Annotated in this window: 17 protein-coding genes; 10 read left to right on the top strand and 7 right to left on the bottom strand. The window is 65.1% G+C overall.

The features are described 5' to 3' along the window. Positions 1-3 precede the first annotated feature (3 nt). On the bottom strand, positions 4-1,791 hold the full coding sequence (locus NJH59_RS19875) for an N-acetylglutaminylglutamine amidotransferase (RefSeq protein ID WP_043862661.1): 1,788 nt from the start codon (positions 1,789-1,791) through the stop codon (positions 4-6). A 104-nt stretch (positions 1,792-1,895) separates the two neighbouring features. Continuing rightward, positions 1,896-3,899, bottom strand: coding sequence for a bifunctional tRNA (5-methylaminomethyl-2-thiouridine)(34)-methyltransferase MnmD/FAD-dependent 5-carboxymethylaminomethyl-2-thiouridine(34) oxidoreductase MnmC (gene mnmC, locus NJH59_RS19870; RefSeq protein WP_253087223.1), 2,004 nt, complete (start codon positions 3,897-3,899; stop codon positions 1,896-1,898). A 100-nt stretch (positions 3,900-3,999) separates the two neighbouring features. On the opposite strand from mnmC, the gene pap reads away from it, so the two are divergent. Next, positions 4,000-5,490, top strand: coding sequence for a polyphosphate:AMP phosphotransferase (gene pap, locus NJH59_RS19865; RefSeq protein ID WP_088514041.1), 1,491 nt, complete (start codon positions 4,000-4,002; stop codon positions 5,488-5,490). A 98-nt stretch (positions 5,491-5,588) separates the two neighbouring features. Here pap and NJH59_RS19860 read toward each other — a convergent pair whose 3' ends face one another. Further along, positions 5,589-6,983: a class II fumarate hydratase gene (locus NJH59_RS19860; protein WP_043862664.1), complete on the bottom strand. Its 1,395-nt coding sequence runs from the start codon at positions 6,981-6,983 to the stop codon at positions 5,589-5,591. 154 nt (positions 6,984-7,137) lie between these two features. On the opposite strand from NJH59_RS19860, the gene NJH59_RS19855 reads away from it, so the two are divergent. From NJH59_RS19855 to NJH59_RS19825, 7 genes are all read left to right on the top strand, one after another. Next, the gene (locus NJH59_RS19855) at positions 7,138-7,665 is read left to right on the top strand and encodes a DUF2059 domain-containing protein (RefSeq protein WP_043862665.1); all 528 of its coding nucleotides are present in this window, start codon (positions 7,138-7,140) and stop codon (positions 7,663-7,665) included. Positions 7,666-7,677: 12 nt separating this feature from the next. Next, positions 7,678-7,977, top strand: coding sequence for a BolA/IbaG family iron-sulfur metabolism protein (locus tag NJH59_RS19850; protein WP_253087222.1), 300 nt, complete (start codon positions 7,678-7,680; stop codon positions 7,975-7,977). Positions 7,978-8,086: 109 nt separating this feature from the next. After that, positions 8,087-9,022 carry a rhodanese-related sulfurtransferase gene (locus NJH59_RS19845; RefSeq protein WP_253087221.1) on the top strand — a complete coding sequence of 312 codons (936 nt, stop codon included), beginning with the start codon at positions 8,087-8,089 and terminating at the stop codon, positions 9,020-9,022. A 3-nt stretch (positions 9,023-9,025) separates the two neighbouring features. After that, complete coding sequence (locus NJH59_RS19840) at positions 9,026-9,658, top strand: DsbA family protein (RefSeq protein ID WP_253087220.1); 633 nt, start codon at positions 9,026-9,028, stop codon at positions 9,656-9,658. Further along, positions 9,651-11,483 carry an ABC transporter ATP-binding protein gene (locus NJH59_RS19835; protein ID WP_253087219.1) on the top strand — a complete coding sequence of 611 codons (1,833 nt, stop codon included), beginning with the start codon at positions 9,651-9,653 and terminating at the stop codon, positions 11,481-11,483. Before NJH59_RS19840 ends, NJH59_RS19835 begins: the two co-directional genes overlap by 8 nt. A 122-nt stretch (positions 11,484-11,605) precedes the next feature. Then, the gene (locus NJH59_RS19830) at positions 11,606-14,065 is read left to right on the top strand and encodes an EAL domain-containing protein (RefSeq protein WP_043862670.1); all 2,460 of its coding nucleotides are present in this window, start codon (positions 11,606-11,608) and stop codon (positions 14,063-14,065) included. Positions 14,066-14,103: 38 nt separating this feature from the next. Continuing rightward, positions 14,104-14,907 carry a TenA family transcriptional regulator gene (locus NJH59_RS19825; protein WP_054915876.1) on the top strand — a complete coding sequence of 268 codons (804 nt, stop codon included), beginning with the start codon at positions 14,104-14,106 and terminating at the stop codon, positions 14,905-14,907. A 3-nt stretch (positions 14,908-14,910) separates the two neighbouring features. Here the strand turns inward: NJH59_RS19825 and NJH59_RS19820 are convergent, their stop codons facing one another. From NJH59_RS19820 to NJH59_RS19805, 4 genes are all read right to left on the bottom strand, one after another. Then, positions 14,911-15,651: a YciK family oxidoreductase gene (locus NJH59_RS19820; protein WP_054915860.1), complete on the bottom strand. Its 741-nt coding sequence runs from the start codon at positions 15,649-15,651 to the stop codon at positions 14,911-14,913. A 113-nt stretch (positions 15,652-15,764) separates the two neighbouring features. After that, positions 15,765-16,436: an N-acetylmuramic acid 6-phosphate phosphatase MupP gene (gene mupP / locus NJH59_RS19815; RefSeq protein ID WP_043862672.1), complete on the bottom strand. Its 672-nt coding sequence runs from the start codon at positions 16,434-16,436 to the stop codon at positions 15,765-15,767. 2 nt (positions 16,437-16,438) lie between these two features. Next, on the bottom strand, positions 16,439-17,137 hold the full coding sequence (gene ubiG / locus NJH59_RS19810) for a bifunctional 2-polyprenyl-6-hydroxyphenol methylase/3-demethylubiquinol 3-O-methyltransferase UbiG (protein ID WP_043862673.1): 699 nt from the start codon (positions 17,135-17,137) through the stop codon (positions 16,439-16,441). A 61-nt stretch (positions 17,138-17,198) separates the two neighbouring features. Then, positions 17,199-18,530: a TRZ/ATZ family hydrolase gene (locus NJH59_RS19805; protein ID WP_078479775.1), complete on the bottom strand. Its 1,332-nt coding sequence runs from the start codon at positions 18,528-18,530 to the stop codon at positions 17,199-17,201. Positions 18,531-18,639: 109 nt separating this feature from the next. Here NJH59_RS19805 and mtnA point away from each other — a divergent pair, with 109 nt between their 5' ends. Together mtnA and gyrA are read left to right on the top strand one after the other, a co-directional pair. Beyond that, the gene (gene mtnA / locus NJH59_RS19800) at positions 18,640-19,716 is read left to right on the top strand and encodes an S-methyl-5-thioribose-1-phosphate isomerase (RefSeq protein WP_253087218.1); all 1,077 of its coding nucleotides are present in this window, start codon (positions 18,640-18,642) and stop codon (positions 19,714-19,716) included. A 257-nt stretch (positions 19,717-19,973) separates the two neighbouring features. Further along, positions 19,974-22,613 carry a DNA gyrase subunit A gene (gene gyrA, locus NJH59_RS19795; RefSeq protein WP_054915857.1) on the top strand — a complete coding sequence of 880 codons (2,640 nt, stop codon included), beginning with the start codon at positions 19,974-19,976 and terminating at the stop codon, positions 22,611-22,613.

The following is a 22,613-nucleotide window of genomic DNA, read 5'->3' as shown; positions in this document are numbered from 1 at the left end:
CGATCAGATTCCTTGTTCGCTGAGCCACAGGTTCAGCGCGGCCAGTTGCCACAGCTTGGAGCCGCGCAGCGGCGTCAGTTGCCCATGCGGGTCGCTGAGCAGGCGGTCGAGCATGGCCGGGTTGAACAGGCCGCGGTCCTGGCTCGGGTCCAGCAGCAGCTCGCGTACCCAGTCCAGGGTGGCGCCTTGCAGGTGCTTGAGGCCCGGTACCGGGAAGTAGCCCTTCTTGCGGTCGATGACTTCACTGGGGATGACCAGTCGCGCGGCTTCCTTGAGCACCTGCTTGCCGCCATCGGGCAGCTTGAACTGGGCCGGCACCCGCGCCGACAGCTCCACCAGCCGGTAGTCGAGGAACGGCGTGCGAGCCTCCAGGCCCCAGGCCATGGTCATGTTGTCGACCCGTTTGACCGGGTCGTCGACCAGCATCACCGTGCTGTCCAGGCGCAGGGCCTTGTCGACTGCCGCGCTGGCGCCGGGCTGGGCGAAGTGCTGGCGCACGAAGTCGCCGGCGGCGTCATTGCCCAGCAGCCAGGCCGGCTGCACGGTGTCGCGGTACTCGTCGTAGCTGCGGTCGAAGAAGGCCTCGCGGTAGGCCGCGTACGGGTCCTTGGCGCCGTCCACCTGCGGGTACCAGTGGTAGCCGGCGAACAGCTCGTCGGCACCCTGGCCGCTCTGCACCACCTTGCAGTGCTTGGCCACTTCCCGCGAGAGCAGGTAGAAGGCGATGCAGTCGTGGCTGACCATCGGCTCGCTCATGGCGCGGAACGCGGCCGGCAGTTGCTCGATGATTTCGCGCTCGTCGATGCGCAACTGGTGGTGGCGGGTGCCGTAGTGCTTGGCGATCAGGTCCGAATACTGGAACTCGTCGCCACGTTCGCCGCCGGCATCTTCGAAGCCGATGGAGAAGGTCGACAGGTCCTCGACCCCGACTTCGCGCAGCAGGCCGACCAGCAGGCTGGAGTCGACGCCGCCCGAGAGCAGCACGCCGACATCCACGGCCGCACGCTGACGGATTGCAACGGCTTCGCGGGTGCTGTCGAGCACGCGGTCGCGCCAGTCTTCCAGGGTCAGGTGCTGTTCATCGGTGCGTGGGCCGTAGTGCAGGTTCCACCACACGTGCTGCTCGGCGCGGCCCTGGGCGTCGATGCGCATCCAGGTGGCCGGTGGCAGCTTTTCGATGTTCGCCAGCAGGGTCCGCGGGGCGGGCACCACGGCGTGGAAGTTCAGGTAGTGGTTGAGTGCCACCGGGTCGAGCACCGGGTTGATGTCGCCGCCCTTGAGCAGGGCCGGCAGGCTCGATGCGAAGCGCAGGCGTTCGCCGGTGCGCGACAGGTACAGCGGCTTGACCCCCAGGCGGTCGCGGGCGAGGAACAGCTGCTGGCTGTCACGTTCCCAGATCGCCAGGGCGAACATGCCGTTCAGGCGCGGCAGCAGATCGGCGCCCCAGGCGTGGTAGCCCTTGAGCAGCACTTCGGTGTCGCCGTCCGAGTAGAAGGCATAGCCCAGGCTTTCGAGTTCGGCGCGCAGTTCGGGGAAGTTGTAGATGGCGCCGTTGAATGCCAGCGACAGGCCCAGCTGGCTGTCGATCATGGGCTGGGCCGAGCCGTCGGACAGGTCCATGATCTTCAGGCGTCGGTGGCCCAGGGCGATGGGCCCCTGGCTATGGAAGCCCCAGGCATCCGGGCCGCGGGGCGCCAGGTGATGGGTCATCCGTTCGACCGCGGCCAGGTCCGCCGGGCGTGGTGTGTTGGCTACAGGGGTGAAACGAAACTCTCCAGCTAATCCGCACATAAGTCCTTACCGGTTTTTCCGTTGGGGAAGGTGCCCTGAATTCGGGCACATAGGAACTGACCGGTGCGGATCCTGTGAGTTTTAGATCAATCTGTTATAAGCCTTCAGCCTTGCTTGCCCTTGCCGCGTATCAGTTCGCGCAACATGAAACGATTCGGGTGGCAGGCCTCGGCCACGTCGCGCGGCACCGGCAAGGGTGCGTTGTCGACCCAGGCGGCGATCAGTTCCCCCGCCAGAGGCGCGGTGATCAGGCCGCGCGAACCATGGCCGCTGTTCACATACAGGCCCTCCAGCCAGGGGCACGAACTGTCCGGCAGCTGTCGCGCGTCCTTGCCGAGCACGGCATACGCCTGGTTGAACGCCGCCTTGTCGGCCAACGGGCCGACGATCGGCAGGTAGTCGGGGCTGGTGCAGCGAAACGCCGCGCGGCCCTGCAGGCTGGCAGGTTCCAGCTCGGCAGCGCCAAGGCGTTCTGCCAGGTCGCCGGAGATTTCCCGCAGCAGCTCCAGGTTGCTCGCATGTTCGGCAGCGGTGGGGGCGAGGTCGGTGCTGTGGAAGTCGAAGCTCGCCCCCAGGGTGTGTTCGCCCAGGCGCGGCGGCGCGACGTAACCGTCGGCGCACACCACGGTGCCCAGCGCGCGGCTGGCGTTGGTGGCCGGCAGGCGGGTGATCTGCCCGCGGATGCGCTTGAGCGGCAGCTCGGCGCACGGCTCGAAACGATGGATGTCCGCTGCGCTGGCCAGCACCACCAGCGGCGCGCTGGCCAGCAGGCGCTCGCCGTCCCATGCCTGCCACAAGCCGTCGACCTTGCGCAGCTGTACCACGTCATGGTGGGGCAGCAGGGTGATGTTCGGTTGCCCGGCCTGCCATTGGCACAGCGCGGGCGGATGCACCCAGCCGCCCTCGGGGTAGTACAGACCGCCACTGGGCAGGCCGACCCCGGCCACGGCTTCGGCCTGCGGCTGGTCGAGGCGCTGCAGCAGGGTGTCGCTGAACACCTGGTCGAGCTTGATCTGGCGCTGGTCTTCCTTGTCGTCGAAGGCCAGTTGCAGCACCCCGCAGGCGTCCCAGTCGGTGCCGCGCTGCAACTGTTCGAGCAGGCGGCGGGTGTAGCCGAAGCCGGCGACGATTAGCCGCGACAGTGCGGTGCCGTGGGCCGACAGCTTCAGGTACAGCACGCCCTGGGGGTTGCCCGAGGCTTCACCGGCAGGGGCGGCGTGGCGCTCCAGCAGGCGTACCTGCCAGCCGCGCGCCGCCAGGCTGGCGGCGGTGGCGCAACCGGCCAGGCCGGCGCCGATCACCAGCGCCTCGCGGGGGCCGGCCAGCGGCGCGGGGCGCGCGAACCATGGGGCAACCGGCGCGAGCGGCGCTTGCTCGGCAGGCCAGCCGGTGAATGCGCCGCGCAGCACTTCCCATTTTTTGCCGATACCCGGAATGCGCTTCATCTTGAAGCCCACCGCAATCAGCCCGCGACGCACCCAGCCGGTGCTGGTGAAGGTGCCAAGTGTGGCACCCGGCGCCGACAGGCGGCCGAGCTGGGCGAACAGCTCGGGGGTCCACATGTCGGGGTTCTTGGCCGGGGCAAAGCCATCGAGAAACCAGGCGTCAATGGGGGCGTCCAACTGCGGCAGCTGTTCCCGCGCATCGCCGATCATCAGGGTCAGGGTCACCCGACCCTGGTCGAAGACGAACTGCTGGAAACCTTCGTGCACCGCCACGTACTGCGCCAGCAGTGGCTGGCTGAACGGCGTCAGCTCGGGCCACAGGGCCAGGGCCTTGGCCAGGTCGGCATGGCTGAGGGGGTATTTTTCGACGCTGACGAAATGCAGGCGTGCCCCGGCCGGTGCAAAGTCGGCGAACACCTGCCAGGCGCAGAAGAAATTCAGGCCGGTGCCGAAGCCGGTTTCCCCGATCACCAGGCAACTGCCGTCGGCCATCGCGGCGAAGCGCTGGCGCAGGTCGTTCTGCTCGATGAACACATGACGGGTTTCCTCCAGGCTCTGCTCCTTGGAGAAATAGATGTCGTCGTACTGGCGTGAATAAGGGCGGCCCTGTTCATCCCACTCGATCTGGGCGTACTGGGTCGGGGTGGCGGGGGTGTCGTTCATGTTCGGCTCGGCAACAGCGAAGCGTGCATTCTAGCCGATCGCCTTGCGACAAAGGGCTGCGTGATCCGCTAGTCTTGCTTATCCAAGAAGGGAGCCTGGTATGTTCGAATCCGCCGAAATTGGTCACGCCATCGACAAAGAAACCTATGACGCCGAAGTGCCGGCGTTGCGCGAAGCCTTGCTCGAAGCCCAGTTCGAGCTCAAGCAGCAGTCTCGCTTTCCGGTCATCGTGCTGATCAATGGCATCGAGGGGGCCGGCAAGGGCGAAACCGTCAAGCTGCTCAACGAGTGGATGGACCCGCGCCTGATCGAGGTGCGCACCTTCGACCAGCAGACCGACGAGGAGCTGGCCCGGCCGCCGGCCTGGCGCTACTGGCGGGCCTTGCCGAGCAAGGGGCGCATGGGCGTCTTCTTCGGCAACTGGTACAGCCAGATGCTGCAGGGGCGGGTGCATGGCCAGTTCAAGGACGCGGTGCTCGACCAGGCCATCAACGGTGCCGAACGGCTGGAAAAGATGCTGTGCGACGAAGGCGCGCTGATCTTCAAGTTCTGGTTTCACCTGTCCAAGAAGCAGATGAAGGCGCGGCTCAAGTCGCTCAAGGATGACCCGCTGCACAGCTGGAAGATCAGCCCGCTGGACTGGCAGCAATCGCAGACCTATGACCGGTTCGTGCGCTTCGGCGAACGGGTGCTGCGCCGCACCAGCCGTGACTATGCGCCCTGGCACATCATCGAGGGCGTGGACCCGAACTACCGCAGCCTGGCAGTGGGCAAGATCCTGCTCGAGGGCCTGCAGAACGCCTTGAAGGCCAAGGCCCTGGGGCGCCAGACCAACATCGCGCCGCTGGGCGAATCCATCGACGGACGCAGCCTGCTGGGCAGCCTGGACATGACCCTGCGTCTGGACAAGAACGACTACCAGGAGCAGCTGATTGTCGAGCAGGCCCGTCTGGCGGGCCTGCTGCGTGACAAGCGCATGCGTCGCCACGCGCTGGTGGCGGTGTTCGAGGGCAACGACGCTGCAGGCAAGGGCGGTGCCATTCGGCGCGTGGCCGCCGCGCTGGACCCGCGTCAGTACCGCATCGTGCCGATTGCCGCCCCTACCGAGGAGGAGCGGGCGCAGCCCTACCTGTGGCGGTTCTGGCGGCACATTCCGGCGCGCGGCAAGTTCACGGTGTTCGACCGCTCGTGGTACGGGCGGGTGCTGGTGGAGCGTATCGAGGGTTTTTGCAGCCAGGCCGACTGGATGCGCGCCTATGGCGAGATCAACGATTTCGAGGAGCAACTGCACGACGCTGGCGTGGTGGTGGTCAAGTTCTGGCTGTCGATCGACGAGCAGACCCAGCTGGAGCGTTTTCAGGAGCGCGAGCAGATACCGTTCAAACGCTTCAAGATCACCGAGGAAGACTGGCGCAACCGCGACAAGTGGGACGCGTACTCCGAGGCGGTGGGCGACATGGTCGACCGCACCAGCACCGAAGTGGCGCCCTGGACGCTGGTGGAGGCCAATGACAAGCGTTGGGCGCGAGTGAAGGTGCTGCGCACCATCAACGAGGCGCTGGAGGCGGCGTTCAAGAAAGACAAGAAGTGATCATTGGCCGCATCGCGGGGCAAGCCCGCTCCCACAGGCACTCCATCAGCCTTGTGGGAGCGGCTTGACCCGCGACGGGCTGCGTAGCAGAGCTTTTTTCAGCCTTTGCCGCCGGCCTCGAGCATCTGCTCCGGCCTTACCCATTCATCGAACTGCGCATCGGTCAGATACCCCAGTTCCAGCGCTGCCTCGCGCAGGGTGGTGCCTTCGGCGTAGGCCTTCTTGGCGATCTGCGCCGACTTGTCGTAACCGATATGCGGGTTGAGCGCCGTCACCAGCATCAGCCCGCGCTCCAGGTGCTCGGCCATCTGCTGCGGGTCTGGCTCGATGCCCGCCACGCAGTGCTGCTGGAAGTTGCGGCAGCCATCGGCCAGCAGTTCGATCGACTGCAGCAGGTTGTGGATGATCACCGGCTTGAACACGTTGAGCTGCAGGTGGCCCTGGCTGGCGGCAAAGCCGATGGTGGTGTCGTTGCCCAGCACCTGGCAGGCCAGCATCGACAGTGCCTCGCACTGGGTCGGGTTGACCTTGCCGGGCATGATCGAGCTGCCCGGCTCGTTGGCCGGCAGGCGCACCTCGGCCAGCCCCGCGCGCGGCCCGGAGCCGAGCAGGCGCAGGTCGTTGGCCAGCTTCATCAGGGCCACGGCCAGGGTTTTCAGCGCACCGGCCAGGGTGATCAGCGGCTCGTGCCCGGCCAGTGCTGCAAACTTGTTGGGCGCGGTGACGAACGGCAGCCCCGACAAGGCGGCAAGCTCGGCGGCGATCGCCTCGGCAAAGCCGTGCGGCGCGTTCAGCCCGGTACCCACGGCGGTACCGCCCTGGGCCAGTTCGCACACCGCCGGCAGCGCCGCGCGGATGGCGCGCTGGGCGTAGTCCAGTTGGGCCACGTAGGCCGAGACCTCCTGGCCGAAGGTGATCGGGGTGGCGTCCATCATGTGGGTTCGCCCGGTCTTGACCAGTTGCATGTGGCGTGCGGCCAGTTCGGCCAACCCGCCCGACAGCTCGGCGATGGCCGGCAGCAGTTGCTGGTTGACCGCCTGTGCGGCGGCAATGTGCATGGCGGTCGGGAAGCAGTCGTTGGAGCTCTGCGAGCGGTTGACGTGGTCGTTGGGGTGCACCGGCACCTTGCCGCCGCGGCCCTTGCCGGCCAGCTCGTTGGCGCGCCCGGCCAACACTTCGTTGGCGTTCATGTTGCTCTGGGTGCCGCTGCCGGTCTGCCACACCACCAGCGGGAACTGGTCGTCATGCTCGCCGGCCAACACCTCGTCGGCGGCCTGTTCGATCAGGCGGGCGATGTCGGCCGGCAGGTCGCCGTTGCGGTCATTGACCCGCGCTGCGGCTTTCTTGATCAGCACCAGCGCGTGCAGTACCGCCAGCGGCATGCGTTCCTTGCCGATGGCAAAGTTGATCAGCGAGCGCTGGGTCTGGGCACCCCAGTAGGCCTCGTCAGGAACTTCAACCGGGCCCAGGCTGTCAGTTTCGATACGGCTCATGCGGTACGCACTCCTTCAATGGCTTGTTTGCGCAGTTTAGGCCCTGATTCGGCATGGCGGTTCCATTGCCTGTCGTCCCTCTTGAGCAGGCTGCCCCAGTCGGCGCAGAATGCTCTACTCTGGGTACGCCCTCTTTTTATTTTAAGGAATTTCGATGACCCGTCTTCGCGCCCTCTGCACGGCTGTCGCGCTGGTCTGCGCCAGCGGCCAGGCACTCGCCGATACCGCCAGCCATAACGCCAGCGCTGAAAAATTCCTGGTGATGGCGCACGCCGACAAACTGGGTACCCCGGTCTACATGCAGGTGCAGCAGATGTTTGCCCAGCGCTTCGAGCAGACCAAGGCGCCGGCGTCCAAAAAGGCCGTGCTTGAAACCTACCAGGCCAAGGCCAACGCAGCCCTGGACCAGGCCATCGGCTGGAACAAGCTCAAGCCGGACATGATCAAGCTGTACACCAGCACCTTCAGCGAATCCGAGCTCAAGGACCTGGTCGCCTTCTACCAGTCGCCACTGGGCAAGAAAGTCCTGGAAAAGATGCCTGCCGTTACCCAGCAGTCGGCCCAGCTGACCCAGCAGAAGCTTGAAAGCGCCGTGCCGGTGGTCAACAAGCTGCTGGCCGACATGACCAACGAGCTGGACCCGTCCGCCGGCAAGGCGGCCGCACCGGCCAAGAAACCTTAAGCGGAGCCCAGCATGTCGATGCAGCAGAAGATCGAACAGAGCCTGGCGGCGCTCGCCCCGCAGCACCTCGAGGTGCTGGACGAGAGCCACATGCACAGCCGGGGCCAGCAGACCCACTACAAGGCCGTGCTGGTCAGCGAACAGTTCGATGGCTTGAACAGCGTCAAGCGCCACCAGAAGGTCTACGCCACCCTGGGTGACCTGATGGGGCAGTTCCATGCCCTGGCGTTGCATACCTACACCCCGCAGGAATGGCAGAAAATCGGCAGCGCGCCGGCTTCGCCCACCTGCGCCGGAGGCAGCAAACACTGAAATCCCTTTCAGGTTTTTGCTAGAATCCGCAACGCGCCGCCTGTCGGCGCGTTTTTTATTGTCGACCCGGTCCGCCCTTTGCGAGGGTGACCACCTGGAGAATCAAGGCATGACCCAAGCTATCGTCGTGGCGGCGCTGTACAAGTTCGTCACCCTGAAAGATTACGTCGAGCTGCGCGAGCCGCTGCTCGAGACCATGGAGCGCAACGGGGTCAAGGGCACCCTGCTGCTGGCCGAAGAGGGTATCAACGGCACCGTGTCGGCTACCCGCGAAGGCATCGATGGCCTGCTGGCCTGGCTGCGCAGCGATGCACGCCTGGTGGACATCGATCACAAGGAATCGTACTGCGACGAACAGCCGTTCTACCGCACCAAGGTCAAGCTCAAGAAAGAGATCGTGACCCTCGGCGTGCCGGGCGTGGACCCGAACCGGACGGTCGGTACCTATGTCGAGCCCAAGGACTGGAACGCGCTGATCAGCGACCCCGAAGTGCTGCTGATCGACACCCGCAACGACTATGAAGTGGCGATTGGTACCTTCGAGGGCGCCATCGACCCCAAGACCACCACCTTTCGCGAGTTTCCCGAGTACATCAAGGCCAACTTCGACCCTGCCCGGCACAAGAAGGTGGCGATGTTCTGCACCGGTGGCATCCGCTGCGAAAAAGCCTCCAGCTATATGCTCGGCGAGGGTTTCGAAGCGGTCTATCATCTTAAGGGTGGCATCCTGAAGTACCTCGAGGAGGTCCCCCAGGAAGAAACGCGCTGGCAGGGCGACTGCTTTGTCTTCGACAACCGCGTGACCGTGCGTCACGACCTCAGCGAAGGCGACTACGACCAGTGCCACGCCTGTCGTACCCCGATCAGCGTGGAAGAACGGGCCTCCGAGCATTATTCGCCAGGCATCAGCTGCCCGCATTGCTGGGACAGCCTGAGCGAGAAGACCCGGCGCAGCGCCATCGATCGGCAGAAGCAGATCGAGTTGGCCAAGGCCCGCAACATGCCCCACCCGATCGGCCACAACTATCGCAAAGCCGAGGTGTGATGGATGACCGCTCGCCTGCTGTATGTAATGGACCCGATGTGCTCCTGGTGCTGGGGTTTCGCACCCGTGGCCGAGGCCCTGATACGGCAGGCGCGCGAGGCCGGCGTGGACACCCACCTGGTGCCCGGCGGCCTGCGCTCGGGCAGCAGTGCGCTGGATGTCTCCACCCGGCGCTACATTCTTGAACACTGGCAGGCGGTCAACCAGGCCACCGGCCAGCCGTTCCAGCTCGAGGGCGCGATGCCCGAAGGCTTTGTCTACGACACCGAACCTGCCTGCCGCGCGCTGGTGGCTGCACGCAGCCTCGACCCGCAGCGGGCCTGGACGCTGCTGGGGATGATCCAGCAGGCGTTCTACCAGCGCAGCGAAGACGTGACCCTGCCGGTCAAGCTGGTGGAACTGGCCGAGCAGGCCGGTTTCGACCGCGCCGCCTTCGCCGAGGCCTTCAGCAGCGGCGACACCCGCAGCGCCACCGCCGCCGACTTCACCTGGGTGCAGGACCTGGGCATCGCGGGCTTTCCGACCCTGCTCGCCGAGCGCAATGGCCAACTGGCCCTGCTGACCAACGGCTACCAGGCCCTGGGGGCGCTGCAGCCGCTGCTGGGGCGCTGGCTGGAGCATGCGGTCAATGCTTGACCTGCCTGGCTCCCCCGACCCGGTGCCCGGGCCGACGCCGGCACCTGTCGATCGCTTGAGCTGGGCCGAGATCCGGCGCCTGGCGCAACACCACAAGAAAGCCCTGTGGACTGCCAACGGCGTGGCCGTGCTGGCGGCCCTGTGCAGTGTGCCGATTCCGCTGCTGCTGCCGTTGCTGGTCGACGAAGTGCTGCTGGGGCACGGCGATGCGGCGCTCAAGTGGATGAACAACCTGCTGCCCGCCAGCTGGCAGGTGGCGGCCGGCTACATCGGCCTGATGCTGGTCTTCACCCTGACGCTGCGCTGTGCGGCACTGGCTTTCAACGTGGTGCAGGCCAAGCTGTTCGCCGGGCTGGCCAAGGACATCGTCTACCGGCTGCGCATCCGCCTGATCGAGCGGCTCAAGCGCATCTCGCTGAGCGAGTACGAGAGCCTGGGCAGCGGTACGGTGACCACGCACCTGGTCACCGATCTGGACACCGTGGACAAGTTCGTCGGTGAAACCCTCAGCCGCTTTCTGGTGGCCATGCTCACGCTGGCCGGCACCTCGGCGATCCTGTTGTGGATGCACTGGCAGCTGGCGCTGTTGATCCTGCTGTTCAACCCGCTGGTGATCTTTGCCACGGTGCAGTTGGGCAAGCGGGTCAAGCACCTGAAGAAACTCGAGAACGACAGCACCTCGCGCTTCACCCAGGCACTGACCGAAACCCTGGATGCGATCCAGGAAATCCGTGCCGGCAACCGCCAGGGCTACTTTCTCGGGCGCCTGGGCATGCGTGCCCAGGAGGTGCGCAACTATGCGGTGTCCTCGCAATGGAAGAGCGATGCCAGCAGCCGCGCCAGTGGCTTGCTGTTCCAGTTCGGCATCGACATCTTTCGCGCAGCGGCCATGCTCACGGTGCTGTTTTCCGACCTCAGCATCGGCCAGATGCTGGCGGTGTTCAGCTACCTGTGGTTCATGATCGGCCCGGTGGAGCAGTTGCTCAACCTGCAGTACGCCTACTACGCGGCAGGTGGTGCGCTGAGCCGGATCAACGAGCTGCTGGCGCGCAGCGACGAGCCGCAGTATCCCGGCGGCATCGACCCTTTCGCGGGGCAGACCACCGTGGGCATCGAGGTGCGCGGGCTGCGTTTCGGCTATGGCGAGGAGCCGGTGCTGGACCAGTTGAACCTGTCCATCGCACCCGGCGAGAAGGTGGCCATCGTCGGCGCCAGCGGCGGCGGCAAGAGCACCCTGGTGCAGCTGTTGCTGGGCCTGTACAGCGCCCAGGCCGGCAGCATCCGCTTCGGCGGTTCGACCTTGCAGGAGATCGGCCTGGAAACCCTGCGCGAGCATGTGGCGGTGGTGTTGCAGCACCCGTCGCTGTTCAACGACACCGTGCGCGCCAACCTGACCATGGGCCGCGAGAGTATCGATGAGGCCTGCTGGCAGGCGCTGCGCATTGCCCAGCTCGACGCCACCATCGCCGCGCTGCCGCAGGGCCTGGACAGTGTGGTGGGACGTTCGGGCGTGCGTCTGTCCGGCGGGCAGCGCCAGCGTCTGGCGATAGCGCGCATGGTGCTGGCCGAGCCCAAGGTCGTCATTCTCGATGAGGCCACCTCGGCACTGGACGCGGCCACCGAGTACAACCTGCACCAGGCGCTGAGCCGCTTCCTCAGCGCCCGTACCACCCTGATCATCGCTCACCGCCTGTCGGCAGTGAAGCAGGCCGACCGCGTGCTGGTGTTCGACGGCGGGCATGTCGCCGAGGATGGCGGTCACCAGCAGCTGATCGCCGAGGGCGGGTTGTACGCCAAGCTCTATGGGCATTTGCAACAGAGCTGAGGGCCTTCTACTGTACAACTGTTGTACAGGTGAAAAAGGGCCTGATGGCAGGTGGCAAATGGCCTAGGCTGTGTCTGTGCAGGATGAGACTCATCGGGCTGCGCATTGCTGCAAGGGACCTCATGAAGCAGAAACGGACTCTCGAAGCGCCCAGGTTGTTGGGCATCATCTGGCCTTTTGTGGCGGTCGTACTGTTCCAGGCCTTGCTGGGGGGCATCAGCCTCTATGCCTTGTCGGCCGTGCGCGGTTATGTGGCGGGCGAGAGCCTGTGGTCCAAGGGGCAGAAGGACGCCATCTACTTCCTGAGCCTGTATACCGACAGCCGCGACGAGGCGGCCTACCAGAAGTACCGGCAGGCCATCGCCATCCCCCAGGGTGGGCACCAGCTGCGCACCGCGCTGGACGCCAAGCCCCTGGACCTGGCCGCTGCGCGCCAGGGCATCCTCAGGGGCGGCAACCACCCGGATGACATCGACAGCGTCATCTGGCTCTACCTGAATTTCCGTCATGTCAGCTACATGGAACGCGCCATCGAACGCTGGTCGGTGGGGGACGACTACCTGCAGCAGCTGGATGCGCTGGCCAACCGGATCCACCAGGGTATCGTCACCGGGAATGTCACTGCGCAGCGGGTTGCAGCCTGGAAGGGTGAGATCGCCGCGATCAACGAGGCGGTAACCCCCGCCGCCATGGCGTTCAGCGATGCCCTGGGCGAAGGATCGCGCATGCTGTTGCGCCTGCTGCTGGTGGTCAACCTGGCCACGGCACTGTTTCTGATTGCGCTGGCCTGCCTGCGCACGCACAAGCTGCTGGCGCAGCGCCAGGCCTTTGCCAGTGCCCTGCAGGTGGAGAAGGATCGGGCGCAGATCACCTTGCAGTCGATTGGCGATGGGGTGATCACCACCGATGTCGAAGGCTGTATCGCCTACATGAACCCTGCCGCCGAGCAGTTGACCCACTGGAGCGCCGGACAGGCCCAGGGCCTGCCGCTGGCGGCGCTGTTCAGCCTGCTGGACGACAACGCCGAAAAAGACAGCCTGTCCCTTACCGAGCGCATTCTGAGCGGTACCCTCAAGGGCGGCAGCGAGCACGCCAAGCTGATCCAGCGGCTGGACGGCAGCACGGTGTCGGTGGCCCTGGTGGGCTCGCCGATCATCAGTGACGGTCAGGTCAGTGGCATCGTGCTGGTGCTGCACGACATGACCCAGGAGCGCCAGTACATCGCCAACCTGTCGTGGCAGGCCACCCATGATGCCCTCACCGGGCTGGCCAACCGGCGCGAATTCGAATACCGGCTGGAGCTGGCGCTGGGCGACCTGGGCCGCCAGGCGGCGCGCCACACCCTGCTGTTTCTGGACCTGGATCAGTTCAAGCTGGTCAACGACACCTGCGGCCATGCGGCGGGTGACGAATTGCTGCGTCACATTTGCGCGGTGCTGCAGGCGGGCGTTCGCGAGGGCGATACCCTGGCGCGCCTGGGCGGCGACGAGTTCGGTATCCTGCTGGAGAACTGCCTGCCCGAGCAGGCCGAGCGCATTGCCGAGAATCTGCGCCAGACCGTGCAGAGCCTGCACTTCGTGTGGAAGGGGCGCCCGTTCATGACCACCGTGAGCGTGGGCCTGGTCCACCTGCAACTGGCACCCCATACGCTGGAGGCCTCGCTGCGTGCGGCCGACATGGCGTGCTACATGGCCAAGGAGAAGGGGCGCAACCGGGTGCAGGTGTACCACCCCGACGACACCGAGCTGTCCATGCGCTTTGGCGAGATGGCCTGGATCCAGCGCCTGCACATCGCCCTGGAGGAAGACCGCTTCTGCCTGTATGCCCAGGAAATCGCGCCACTGGCGGCCGGTGAGTCGGATGCCGGTCATCTGGAAATACTGCTGCGCCTGCATGATGAGAGCGGGCGCATCATCCTGCCCGACAGCTTCATCCCGGCCGCCGAACGCTATGGGCTCATGACGGCCCTGGATCGCTGGGTGGTGAACAGAGTGTTCAAGGTGATTCGCCAGGCGCTGGACGAGGGGCGAAAGGGGCCATTGGCAATGTGCGCCATCAACCTGTCGGGCAGCAGCATCGGCGATGACAAGTTTCTGGATTATCTGCAGCGCCAGTTCGTCGAGTACGCCATACCGCCTGAAATGATCTGTTTCGAGATCACCGAAACCAGTGCGATTGCCAACCTGGGCAGCGCCATCCGTTTCATCAACGAATTGAAAGGGCTGGGTTGCCACTTTTCGCTGGACGACTTCTGCGCCGGGATGTCGTCGTTTGCCTACCTCAAACACCTGCCCGTGGACTTCCTGAAAATCGATGGGAGTTTCGTCAAGGACATGCTTGACGATCCGATTAACCGGGCTATGGTCGAAGTGATCAACCATATTGGCCACGTCATGGGCAAGCGCACCATTGCCGAGTTTGTCGAGACGCCCCTGATCGAACAGGCGCTGCATGAAATTGGTGTCGATTACGCCCAGGGCTACCTGATCGAGCGGCCGCAGGTGTTCACCTGTGAAAGCTTGCAACGCCGGCGTATCCGTTCGCGACCCTTGCTGTTCAGGACGCCGGGGACGTTTCGCTGAGCGTTCACTTCAAATCACAAGGATGTAGGGATATGACCGTGATTGATGCATTTGAGCGAGTGGGTCCATTGATGGACGCGCAAAGTTATCCACTCTGGGCTCAGAAACTGATCGAGGATTGCAGTGCGAGCAAGCAGCGGGTGGTAGAGCATGAAATCTATCACCGCCTGCGCGACGGCAAGCTGAGCCAGCGCACCCTGCGCCAGTATCTGATCGGCGGCTGGCCGGTAGTCGAACAGTTTTCGGTGTACATGGCGCAGAACCTGGCCAAGACCAGTTTTGCCCGCCACCCGGGGGAAGACATGGCGCGCCGCTGGCTGATGCGCAATATCCGTGTCGAGCTCAACCATGCCGACTACTGGGTGCACTGGGCCCAGGCGCACGGGGTCAGCCTGGACGATCTGAACGAGCAGAACGTGCCGACCGAGTTGCAGGCGCTGAGTGACTGGTGCTGGCATACCTGTGCGGCCGATTCGCTGATCGTGGCCATGGCCGCGACCAACTATGCGATCGAAGGCGCGGTGGGGGAATGGTCGGCGCTGGTGTGTTCGACGGATACCTACGCCAACGGCTTTCCCGAAAGCGGGCGCAAGCGCGCCATGAAATGGCTGAGGATGCACGCGCAGTATGACGACGAGCACCCTTGGGAGGCGTTGGAGATCATCTGCACGCTGGCGGGCAACAACCCACCACAGGCGCTGCAGACCCAGCTGCGTCGTGCGATCTGCAAGAGCTACGACTACATGTACCTGTTTCTGGAGCGCTGTCTTCAGCTGGAGCAGTCCCCACAGGCCGAGCCGGGCTCCACTGCCCGGTCGCGCTCGGCCCTGGTCGGCGCCTGAGGCCTACTGCGCGTTGAGCGCCTGGCCGTTGATGCCCTTGCTGTCCGGGCCCATCAGGTAGAGGTAGACCGGCATGATCTGCTCGGGCAGCGGGTTGTTCTCCGGTGCCTCGGCAGGGTAGGCCTGGGCGCGCATGCTGGTGCGTGTGGCGCCCGGGTTGACGCTGTTGGCGCGCACGGGGGCAACGTTCTCCAGCTCGTCGGCGAGGGTCTGCATCAGGCCTTCGGTGGCGAATTTCGATACGCCGTAGGCACCCCAGTAGGCCCGGCCCTTGCGCCCGACGCTGCTGGAGGTGAACACCACCGAGGCATCCTCAGACAGCTTGAGCAGCGGCAGCAGGGTGCTGGTGAGCATGAACATGGCGTTGACGTTGATGTGCATGACGCGCATGAAGTTTTCGCCCGACAACTGCTCCAGCGGGGTGCGCGGGCCGATGATGGAGGCGTTGTGCAGCAGCCCGTCGAGACGACCGAATTCGTTTTCCACCATCACTGCCAGCTCATCGTACTGATGGGGCAGGGCGGTTTCGAGGTTGAAGGGCACGACCACCGGTGCCGGATGGCCGGCTGCGGTGATCTGGTCGTGCACCTCGTTGAGGTTGGCTTCGGTCTTGCCCAGCAGCAGTACCGTGGCGCCATGGGCGGCGTAGGCCTTGGCAGCAGCGGCGCCGATGCCGCGACCGGCGCCGGTGACCAGGATGACCCGGCCGTTGAGCAGGCCGGGGCGGGCGGTGTAGTCGAACATGGGATTCCCTCGAGATCGTGGTGAGGCATTCGCCGGCACGGCCGGCTCCTACAAATCGATGCGGTGTTGCAGGAGCCGGCCGTGCCGGCGAAGCTTTTGGCGGGTGTCGGCGATCAGCAGCCGCACAGGGCGCTGTCGAGCACCTTGCGCAGGTCCAGCGGATGATCGACCACCACGTCCGCGCCCCAGTTGTTGGGGTTGTCCTCTGGATGAATATAGCCGTAGCGCACCGCTGCGGTGCGGGTGCCGGCGTCGCGGCCCGACTCGATGTCGCGCAGGTCGTCACCCACGAACAGCACGCTGGCCGGGTCCAGGTTCAGGGTCTTGCAGGCCAGGATCAGCGGCTCGGGGTCGGGCTTGCTGTTCTTCACGTGATCCGGACAGATCAGCAGCGACGAACGCTCGGCCAGGCCCAGCTGCTGCATGATCGGCTCGGCGAAGCGTACCGGCTTGTTGGTGACCACGCCCCACAGCAGGTTGCCTTTTTCGATGTCGGCCAGCAGCTCGGCCATGCCGTCGAACAGCTTGCTGTGCACCGCGCAATCCTTCTGGTAGCGCTCGAGGAATTCCAGGCGCAGCGCCTCGAACTCGGGGGCTTCGGGGCTCATCGCGAACGCGGCGGCGACCATGGCTCGGGCGCCACCGGAAATCACCTCGCGAATCCGTTCATCGTCGATTGCCGGCAGGCTGCGGTCGGCCAGCATGGCCTGGCAGATGGCGATGAAATCCGGCGCCGTGTCGAGCAGGGTGCCGTCCATGTCGAAAAGTACTGCTCGCAAACGCATGCTCATTCCTCGCGCAGGGTCTGGATCATGTAGTTGACGTCGACGTCGCTGGCCAGTTTGTAGTGCTTGGTCAGCGGGTTGTAGGTCAGGCCGATGATGTCCTTGACGCTCAGGCCCGCTTCGCGGCTCCAGGCGCCCAGTTCGGACGGTCGGATGAATTTCTTGAAGTCATGGGTGCCGCGCGGCAGCAGCTTCATGATGTATTCCGCACCGATGATGGCGAACAGGTAGGCCTTGGGGTTGCGGTTGATGGTGGAGAAGAATACCTGGCCGCCGGGCTTGACCATGCGGTAGCAGGCGCGGATCACCGAGGAGGGGTCGGGTACGTGCTCGAGCATCTCCAGGCAGGTGACCACGTCGAACTGCTCGGGCATTTCCTCGGCCAGGGCTTCGGCGGTGATCTGCCGGTACTCCACCTCGACGCCGGACTCCAGCTGGTGCAGGCGGGCGACGGCCAGCGGCGCTTCACCCATGTCGATGCCGGTGACGGTGGCACCCCGCAGGGCCATGGCCTCGCTGAGAATGCCGCCGCCACAACCGACGTCGAGCACTTTCTTGCCGGCCAGCTTGACCCGCTCGTCGACCCAGTTGACCCGCAGCGGATTGATGTCGTGCAGTGGCTTGAATTCGCTCTCGCGGTCCCACCAGCGGTGGGCCAGGGCTTCGAATTTGGCGATTTCGGCGTGGTCGACGTTGCTCATGGAACGGTCCTCAGAAACTTTGATAATTCGCTACAGGTCGGCAGCCGTGGCTGCCGACGGGTTATTCGTACAGGCCGCCGATGCGCTGGCCCCAGTCGCAGGCGCTGGCATGCAGGGCCTGTTCGTCGAGCCGGGTGAGGCGGCGCTCATCGAGCAGTTGCCGGCCGGCCACCCAGACATGTCTTGCGCAGTCCCGCCCGCTGGCATACACCAGTTGCGAGACCGGGTCGTAGATCGGCTGCTGGGCCAGGCCCGACAGGTCGAATGCCACCAGGTCGGCAGCCTTGCCCAGCTCCAGTGAGCCGGTTACGGCCTCCAGGCCCAGCGCGCGGGCGCCGTTGAGGGTTGCCATGCGCAATGCGCGATGGGCATCCAGGGCGCTGGCCGAACCTGACACGGCCTTGGCCAGCAGGGCCGCGGTACGGGTTTCGCCCAGCAGGTCGAGGTCGTTGTTGCTGGCGGCGCCATCGGTGCCTATGGCTACGTTGACGCCAGCCTGCCACAGGCGTTCCACCGGGCAGAAGCCGCTGGCCAGCTTGAGGTTGGATTCAGGGCAGTGCACCACGCTGGTGTTGCTTTCTACCAGCAGGGCCAGGTCGTCGTCGCTGACCTGGGTCATGTGCACGGCCTGCAGGCGCGGGCCCAGCAGGCCGATGCGTGCCAGGCGCGCCAATGGCCGCTCGCCGCACTGGTCGATGGACTGCTGCACCTCGAAGGCGGTCTCGTGCAGGTGCATGTGCACCGGCGCGTCCAGCTCTTCGGCGATCACCCGGACCTTTTCCAGGTTGGCGTCGCTGACCGTGTACGGTGCGTGCGGGCCCAGGGCCACGGTGATGCGCGGATGGTGGCGCAGGTCGCCGAACAGCTCCACGCCCAGGTGCAGGCCTTCGTCGAAGGTGCGGGCGCCGGGAATCGGGAAGTCCAGCAACGGCACTGCGATCTGCGCGCGCATGCCGCTGTCGTGCACGCATTCGCTGGCGATCTTGGGGAAGAAGTACATGTCCGAGAAGCAGGTGATGCCACCCTTGAGCTGTTCGGCAATGGCCAGGTTGGTACCGTCACGCACGAAGGCTTCATCGACCCAGCGGGCTTCGGCGGGCCAGATGTGCTCCTGCAGCCAGGTCATCAGCGGCAGGTCGTCGGCCAGGCCGCGAAACAGCGTCATCGCGGCGTGGCCGTGGGCGTTGATCAGGCCGGGCGCGAGCAGGCAGCCGGGCAGCTCGCGCACCTCGGTGGCCTGCAGGCGCAGGGCGTCTTCGCGCGGGCCGATGAAGGCGATCAGGCCGTCGCGGATACCGATGCCGTGGCCTTTGAGAACCACCCCGGCCGGTTCGACGGGCACCAGCCACGAGGGCAGGAGCAACAGGTCGAGGGGAGGGGCAGGCTTGGGCATGTGCGAAAATCCCGGTATCGCGGAAGGTGGGGGCGAAGTATACCCGAGCGTCCGCGGCTGGGGCTCGTTATAATCGTGCGCTTTTGATGTCCGAATGACGGGGTGAGGCATGCGCGATCGACTGTTGGCTGCGGAGAAGGTGACGGCCATCGATTGGCGGGATGGTGCCCTGTATCTGCTCGACCAGCGTGCGCTGCCGTTCGAGCAGCGCTGGCTGGCGTATACCGATGCCGTCGGGGTGGCCGAGGCCATCCGCACCATGGTGGTGCGCGGCGCCCCGGCCATCGGCATCAGTGCAGCCTATGGCCTGGTGCTGGCGCTGCGCCAGCGCCTGGCGGATGGCGATGACTGGGAAATGGCTCTGGAAGAGGACTTCGAGCTGCTGGGCGAAGCCCGTCCCACCGCCGTCAACCTGTTCTGGGCACTGAACCGCATGCGCGAGCGGCTGTTGCGGATCAAGGCCGGGGATGACGTGTTGGCGATCATGTTGGCCGAAGCCGAGGCCATCCACGAGAGCGACCGTGAAGCCAACCTGACCATGGCCCAGCTGGGCGCCGAGCTGATTCGCAGGCACCAGGGCAGCGAGCAGGCCATCCTCACCCACTGCAATGCCGGCGCGCTGGCCACGGGCGGGTTCGGCACTGCGCTGGGGGTGATTCGCGCCGCGTACCTGGAAGGCATGGTGGAGCGGGTGTACGTGGCCGAGACCCGGCCCTGGCTGCAAGGGTCGCGGCTGACCGCCTGGGAGCTTGCCGGCGAAGGGGTGCCGGTGACCATCGGCGTCGATTCCGCCGCCGCGCACCTGATGAAGACCAAGGGCATCACCTGGGTGATCGTCGGCGCCGACCGCATCACTGCCAATGGCGACGTGGTCAGCAAGATCGGCACCTACCAGCTGGCGGTCAATGCCATGCACCATGGGGTTCGCTTCATGGTAGTGGCGCCCAGTTCGAGCATCGACCTCAACCTGGCCAGTGGCGAGGAGGTGATACTCGAGGAGCGGGATGTCAGCGAGCTGCTGGAGGTGGGCGGCGAACGGGTCGGGGCCGGGGTAGAGGCTTTCAATCCGGTGTTCGATGTGACGCCGGCAGACCTGATCGACGTGATCGTGACCGAAAAGGGCATCGTCGAGCGTCCGGACGCGGCCAAGATGGCGCAGTTGATGTGCCGCAAGCGGTTGCATTGAGGTCCGCGCCGCGCCCTTTGCCGGCAAGCCGACCTCAGATCCGGCGGCGGTTTGCCATACTCCCAAGCCTATCGGGACTGTGGTAACATCCGACGGTTTCCAAGACCGCCTCCCGAGGTGGTCTTTACTGCGCAGATCCATGGCATAACTCGTTGATTTGTCGTAAGTCGCTGCCGGTCATCTGCTTGCAGCGGCGAGCTTCGTTCGTCCCATATGGATGTGACGAGGTTTCACCAGAAAAAGGAATCAGGCTTCTCATGGGCGAACTGGCCAAAGAAATCCTACCGGTCAATATCGAAGACGAACTGAGACAGTCCTACCTCGACTACGCGATGAGCGTCATTGTCGGGCGTGCACTGCCCGATGCGCGTGATGGCTTGAAGCCCGTGCATCGCCGCGTTCTGTTTGCGATGAGTGAACTGGGTAACGACTGGAACAAACCGTACAAGAAATCCGCCCGTGTGGTCGGTGACGTGATCGGTAAGTATCACCCCCACGGTGATACCGCGGTCTACGACACCATCGTCCGTATGGCCCAGCCGTTCTCGCTGCGCTACCTGCTGGTGGACGGCCAGGGCAACTTCGGTTCGGTGGACGGCGACAATGCCGCGGCCATGCGATACACCGAAGTGCGCATGACCAAGCTGGCGCACGAGCTGCTGGCAGATCTGCACAAGGAAACCGTCGACTGGGTGCCAAACTACGACGGCACCGAGCAGATTCCGGCGGTCATGCCGACCAAGATCCCGAACCTGCTGGTCAACGGCTCCAGCGGTATCGCCGTGGGCATGGCGACCAACATTCCGCCGCACAACCTCGGTGAAGTCATCGACGGTTGCCTGGCGCTGATCGACAACGCCGACATCACGGTCGATGAGCTGATGCAGTTCATCCCGGGGCCGGACTTCCCGACTGCCGCGATCATCAACGGTCGCCAGGGCATCATCGAGGCCTACCGTACCGGTCGCGGGCGCATCTACATGCGTGCCCGCTCGACGGTCGAGGACATCGACAAGGTCGGTGGCCGCCAGCAGATCGTGATCACCGAGCTGCCGTACCAGTTGAACAAGGCGCGGCTGATCGAGAAGATCGCCGAGCTGGTCAAGGAAAAGAAACTCGAGGGCATCACCGAGCTGCGCGACGAGTCCGACAAGGACGGCATGCGCATCGTCATCGAGCTGCGCCGTGGCGAAGTGCCGGAGGTGATCCTCAACAACCTCTATGCCCAGACCCAGCTGCAGGCCGTGTTCGGCATCAACATCGTGGCGCTGATCGACGGCCGTCCGCGGGTGCTGAACCTCAAGGACCTGCTCGAGGCGTTCGTGCGTCACCGCCGCGAGGTGGTCACCCGCCGTACCGTGTTCGAGCTGCGCAAGGCCCGTGAACGCGGTCATATCCTCGAGGGCCAGGCGGTCGCACTGTCCAACATCGACCCGGTCATCGCCCTGATCAAGGCTTCGCCGACGCCGTCCGAGGCCAAGGAAGCGCTGATCGGCACGCCGTGGGAGTCCAGCGCCGTGCAGGTGATGGTCGAGCGCGCCGGCGCCGATTCCTGCCGCCCGGAAACCCTCGACGAGCAGTACGGCCTGCGTGATGGCAAGTACTACCTTTCGCCCGAACAGGCCCAGGCCATCCTGGACCTGCGCCTGCACCGCCTGACCGGCCTGGAGCACGAGAAGCTGCTGGCCGAGTACCAGGAGATTCTCAAGCAGATCGGCGAGCTGATTCGCATCCTGAACAACGCCGAGCGCTTGATGGAAGTGATCCGCGAAGAGCTGGAGCTGATCCGCGCCGAATATGGCGACGTGCGCCGCACCGAGATTCTCGATGCACGCCTGGACCTGACCCTGGGTGACATGATCCCGGAAGAGGACCGCGTGGTGACCATCTCCCACGGCGGCTACGCCAAGACCCAGCCGCTGGCGGCCTACCAGGCCCAGCGCCGTGGCGGCAAGGGCAAGTCGGCCACCGGCGTCAAGGACGAGGACTACATCTCGCACCTGCTGGTCGCCAACAGCCACACCACGCTGCTGCTGTTCTCCAGCAAGGGCAAGGTGTACTGGCTCAAGACCTACGAAATCCCCGAGGCGTCGCGTGCCGCACGTGGCCGTCCGCTGGTGAACCTGCTGCCGCTGGGCGAGGGCGAGGTCATCACCACCATGCTGCCGGTGGAGGAATACACCGAAGGTCACTTCATCTTCATGGCCACCGCCAACGGCACCGTGAAGAAGACCCCGCTGGAGCAGTTCAGTCGTCAGCGCAGTGTCGGCCTGATCGCGCTGGAGCTGGACGAAGGCGACATCCTGATTTCCGCCTCCATCACCGATGGTGAGCGCGAGGTCATGCTGTTCTCCGATGCCGGCAAGGTTACCCGCTTCAAGGAGTCCGACGTGCGTGCCATGGGGCGTACCGCCCGCGGTGTGCGCGGCATGCGCCTGGCCGAGGGGCAGAAGCTGATTTCGATGATCATCCCCGAAGAAGGCAGCCAGATCCTCACCGCTTCCGAGCGTGGTTTCGGCAAGCGTACCGCCATCGCCGAGTTCCCCGAGTACAAGCGTGGTGGCCAGGGCGTCATCGCCATGGTCAGCAACGATCGCAACGGCCGTCTGGTCGGTGCGGTACAGGTGCAGGAAGGCGAGGAGATCATGCTGATTTCCGACCAGGGCACCCTGGTGCGTACCCGTGTCGGCGAAGTCTCCAGCCTGGGCCGCAATACCCAGGGCGTGACGCTCATCAAGCTGGCCAGCGACGAGACCCTGGTGGGGCTGGAGCGAGTGCAGGAGCCGTCCGACGAGGAAGACGACGAAGACTTCGTGGCGGATGCCGAGGCTGACGTGGACGCCGGCGAAGGGTCGCCACTGGACGCTGCAGCTGACGAAGAGACGCCGCAGGAATAA

Source organism: Pseudomonas sp. VE 267-6A (assembly GCF_024126555.1).
GTDB classification, from domain to species: Bacteria; Pseudomonadota; Gammaproteobacteria; order Pseudomonadales; family Pseudomonadaceae; genus Aquipseudomonas; species Aquipseudomonas palmensis.
Note: the sequence above shows the minus strand (reverse complement) of the source record. Positions and strands in the feature narration are given on the sequence as shown.